3 protein-coding genes and 1 pseudogene are annotated in these 3,703 nt (G+C 71.4%); 1 reads left to right on the top strand and 3 read right to left on the bottom strand.

The features are described from left to right. Nucleotides 1-32: 32 nt before the first annotated feature. On the bottom strand, nt 33-917 hold the full coding sequence (gene purU / locus AOK24_RS20895) for a formyltetrahydrofolate deformylase (protein WP_055721586.1): 885 nt from the start codon (nt 915-917) through the stop codon (nt 33-35). A gap of 94 nt (nt 918-1,011) precedes the next feature. Further along, nucleotides 1,012-1,512, bottom strand: a complete 501-nt coding sequence (locus AOK24_RS20890; RefSeq protein WP_055721585.1) for an SCO4402 family protein — start codon at nt 1,510-1,512, stop codon at nt 1,012-1,014. A 140-nt stretch (nt 1,513-1,652) separates the two neighbouring features. Here AOK24_RS20890 and AOK24_RS20885 point away from each other — a divergent pair, with 140 nt between their 5' ends. Next, a complete protein-coding gene (locus AOK24_RS20885) occupies nt 1,653-2,966 on the top strand; it encodes an ABC transporter substrate-binding protein (RefSeq protein ID WP_055721584.1) in 1,314 nt (437 codons plus the stop codon). A 12-nt stretch (nt 2,967-2,978) separates the two neighbouring features. Here the strand turns inward: AOK24_RS20885 and AOK24_RS20880 are convergent. After that, nucleotides 2,979-3,703: pseudogene (locus tag AOK24_RS20880) on the bottom strand (hypothetical protein); the annotation flags it as partial.

Below are 3,703 nucleotides of genomic sequence, written 5' to 3'. Positions count from 1 at the left end.
ACTGCCCGCAGCTAGGTGAGCACAAGCTGCCGCTACGCGAACACCACCGTGCGGCGGCCGTTCAACAGGATCCTCCGCTCCGCGTGCCACTTCACCGCCCGCGCCAGCGCCTGGCACTCCACGTCGCGGCCGATCGCCACCAGCTGGTCCGGGGTGACGTCGTGGCCCACCCGCTCGACCTCCTGCTCGATGATCGGGCCCTCGTCGAGGTCGGCGGTGACGTAGTGGGCCGTGGCGCCGATCAGCTTCACGCCGCGCGTGTGCGCCTGGTGGTACGGCTTCGCGCCCTTGAAGCTGGGGAGGAAGGAGTGGTGGATGTTGATGATCCGGCCGCTGAGCTGCTTGCAGAGGTCGTCCGAGAGGACCTGCATGTAGCGCGCGAGGACCACCAGCTCGACGTGCTCGGCGCGGACGATCTCCAGGAGCCGGGCCTCGGCGTCGGACTTCGTGTCCTTCGTCACCGGGATGTGGTGGAAGGGGATGTTGTACGAGCCGACGAGTTCCGCGAAGTCCGTGTGGTTGGAGACGACCGCGGCGATGTCGACGGGCAGGGCGCCGGTGCGCGCGCGGAACAGCAGGTCGTTCAGGCAGTGGCCGAACTTGCTGACCATGAGGACGACGCGGGTGCGTTCGTCGGCGCGGTTGATCTGCCAGTCCATGTGGAACGAGTCGCCGATCGCGGCGAAGCTGGCGCGCAGCTTGTCGACGGTGACGGGTTCCTCCGCGGAGAAGTGGACGCGCATGAAGAACAGGCCCGTGTCGTGGTCGCCGAACTGCTGGCTGTCCTCGATGTTGCACCCGGTCATGAACAGGTAGCTGGACACGGCGTGCACGATGCCGGCCTTGTCGGGGCAGGAGAGGGTGAGGATGTACTGCCGGGCCGGAGCAGCGGCGGCGGGGCTGGACTGCGCGTTCATGTCGGACAGGGTCCCATAAGGCGCGCCTGCCGGGGCGGGTGGTTCAGTCCGTGGGCGCGAACGGCCACAGCGGACCCGCACCCGCCCACAGCCCTTAGACCGCCCGCGTGACGATCCGCAGCACCTCCAGCGTCTGCGGCGCCGCCTCCGGATCCTCCCCGTCGGCGACCGCCATCCGTACGTGCGCGTCCCGCGCCGCGCGCACCGCCTCGCCCCACCCGGCGTGGTCGAGGTAGGCGGAGACCGGCGCGTCCGGCCCCACCTGGTGCATGATCCGCAGGACCCGCAGGACGGCGGTGTCGACGAGGGCCGCCTCCTGGGAGTCGCGGAAGATCGTGCCGACGTATTTCTCGGCGGACCAGTTGTCGAGCCAGGTGTCCTCGACGAGGCGGTACACGGCGTCGGTGACGTCGCCGTACCCCTCGGCGCCGGCGAGCCAGACGCCCCGCTGGAAACCGGGATCGGAGAGCATGTGCAGCGCGGAGCGCACATTGCTGCGCCAGCGCCACCACGGCATGTCGTTGAGTGGCATGACGCCCATGGTGGATGAGCGACGGCCCCGACGGGAAGGGTTCTCCGGTCCTTGCAAGGTCATGGATCCTATGATCGCCGACACCCCGTACGGCCCCGCCTGCCACCCCCGCCCCACACTCCCCGCGCAATTCACCTCCGCGTCACCTCACGTCGACCGGGTGTGACTCCGGAGTTGGGGATGTGACGGAAGCGTGTGTGCCCATGACCGGCAGGCGACGCACGCGCAGCACCTTCCTCCCCGGGACCGGCCGCTTCACCAGGTCTGTCAGAACGAGAACGGCGACGCTGGTGGCCGGCGCGTCGCTGGTCGCCGGATGCGGGGTCGTCCCCGGTACCACGGGGGGTGCCGGGGACGGGCCCGTCGTGGTGATGACGTGGGCCCCGCAGGACACCGGCGCGACGAACAAGCCGGGCATGCCGGCCTTCGCGCAGGCGTACGCGCGCTGGGTGAACGACCACGGCGGCCTGGACGGCCGTGACCTCAAGATCCTGACCTGCAACGACCACAACGACACGGTGGGCGCGGCGCAGTGCGCGCGGCGGGCGGTCAAGGAGGGCGCGGTCGCGGTCGTCGGCTCGTACAGCCAGTACTCGAAGTCGTTCTTCCCGCCGCTGGAGGGCGCGGGTGTGCCGTACATAGGCGGCTACGGCGTCACCGAGGACGAGTTCAAGAGCCCCCTGTCGTACCCGGTGAACGGCGGCCAGCCGGCCCTGCTCGCGGGGCTCGGCGAGGAGCTGGCGAGGTCCTGCGGGCGGATCGCGCTGGTCCGGCCGGACACGATCGCGGGCGACTCGCAGCCGGTGATGCTGGACGCGGGCCTGGAGACGGGGGGCCACGCCGCGTCGGACGACCAGCGGGCCGCCGAGGACGCGGCCGAGTACGGTACGGCGGCCGAGGCCGCGCTCACGGTGGCGACCGGCGGGTCCGCGGCGAAGAAGGAGGGGTGTGTCGTACCGGCGCTCGGCGACCGGACGAGCATCTTCATGGACTCCTTCCGCCGGGTCCGCGACGAGTACCCCGAGGTGCGGACGGCGTCGGTGCTCGGCAGCGTCGACCAGCCGGAGATCGACTCGACGGGCGGGGCGGACGGGCCGTACGAGGGGGCGTACGTCACCGGCTGGTACCCCGTCGCGAGCGACAGGCGGTGGGACGAGATGAAGAAGATCATCAAGGAGGAGGCGTTCTCCGATACGCGGATCGACGCGGAGGACACGGGAGTGCAGACGACGTACCTCGCGTTCACGGTCCTCAAACAGGCCGTCGAGTCCCTCAAGGGTGAAGATGTGACGGCCAGTTCGCTGCGGAGCGCTCTCGACGACGGGCTGAAGGCCGGCACCGGCGGGCTCACTCCCACCCTCGACTGGGAGTTCTCCGGGCGCCTCGGGTCGGTCGGCTTCCCTCGGATGGTCAACGCGGCGGTGACGCTCCAAGTGGTGCGCCGGGGACGGCTGGTGGCCGCCCGCGAGGACTTCGTGGACGTGACGAAGTCGCTCCAGGCGGCGAGCCTGCGGTAGCTCCCGGAAACCTCAGAGCTGCGTCGGCTGGCGCTCCGTCAGCCCGTACTTCTTCGCGATGACGTTCCACAGCGCCGCCGCCTTCGCCTTCTGCTGCGTCGCCGTACCGCTCTCCCGGTTCCCGGCGGCCGTCTCGGGCGTCGTACGGGCCTGGCCCTTGCGGCAGCCCTTCTTGTCGCCGGCGACCTGGTCGGCCCAGGCGGCGTAGTGGTCGTCGGCGGCTGCGGAGGCGTGCCACGCCTTGGTGAGGGCTCCGGTGAGGGCCTCGTGGTCGGGGAGCTGGTCGACGGACAGGGCGGACAGCCTGGTCACCAGGTCGTTGCGCTGCCCGGCGGCCTCGCGCAGGTCGGCGGCGGCCTTGTCCAGGTTGTCGCACGCCTTGACGTCGGCGACCGCGCCGATCACCGTCGCGCGGCTGCTGCCGCTGTCCGCGAGCAGCTTGTCCAGCGCGGCGGCCTGCGCCTCGGCACCGTCCCCGGCCTTCGTGCCGGCGCCCTCGCCCGGGTCGGCGGACGCGGCGACGTTCGTGCTGCCCGCCTTGTCGTCGTTCCCGCCGCTGCCCATCAGGGCCCCGGCGCCTATCCCGACGGCCGCGAGCGCGACGCCCGCCGCGATGATCAACGGCACCTTGGAGCGGCTGCGGCCACCCCGGCCGCGCGCGTCGTCGTCGTAGTCGTACGAGGGCTGCCGGGCGTACGGCGCGGGGGCCTGCTGCCCGCCGTACGCCCGGCAGCCCT

It is taken from the genome of Streptomyces niveiscabiei (genome assembly GCF_001419795.1).
In the GTDB taxonomy this organism is placed as follows: domain Bacteria; phylum Actinomycetota; class Actinomycetes; order Streptomycetales; family Streptomycetaceae; genus Streptomyces; species Streptomyces niveiscabiei.
The sequence above is the reverse complement of the archived record's forward strand: the minus strand, read 5'-3'. Positions and strand labels throughout refer to the sequence as shown.

Excerpts from the sequence above, each read along its gene's own strand:
- AOK24_RS20885 (WP_055721584.1), top strand. The coding sequence starts at position 1,653 with ATGACCGGCAGGCGACGCACGCGCAGCACCTTCCTCCCCGGGACCGGC.
- AOK24_RS20890 (WP_055721585.1), bottom strand. The coding sequence starts at position 1,512 with ATGACCTTGCAAGGACCGGAGAACCCTTCCCGTCGGGGCCGTCGCTCA.
- purU (WP_055721586.1), bottom strand. The coding sequence starts at position 917 with ATGAACGCGCAGTCCAGCCCCGCCGCCGCTGCTCCGGCCCGGCAGTAC.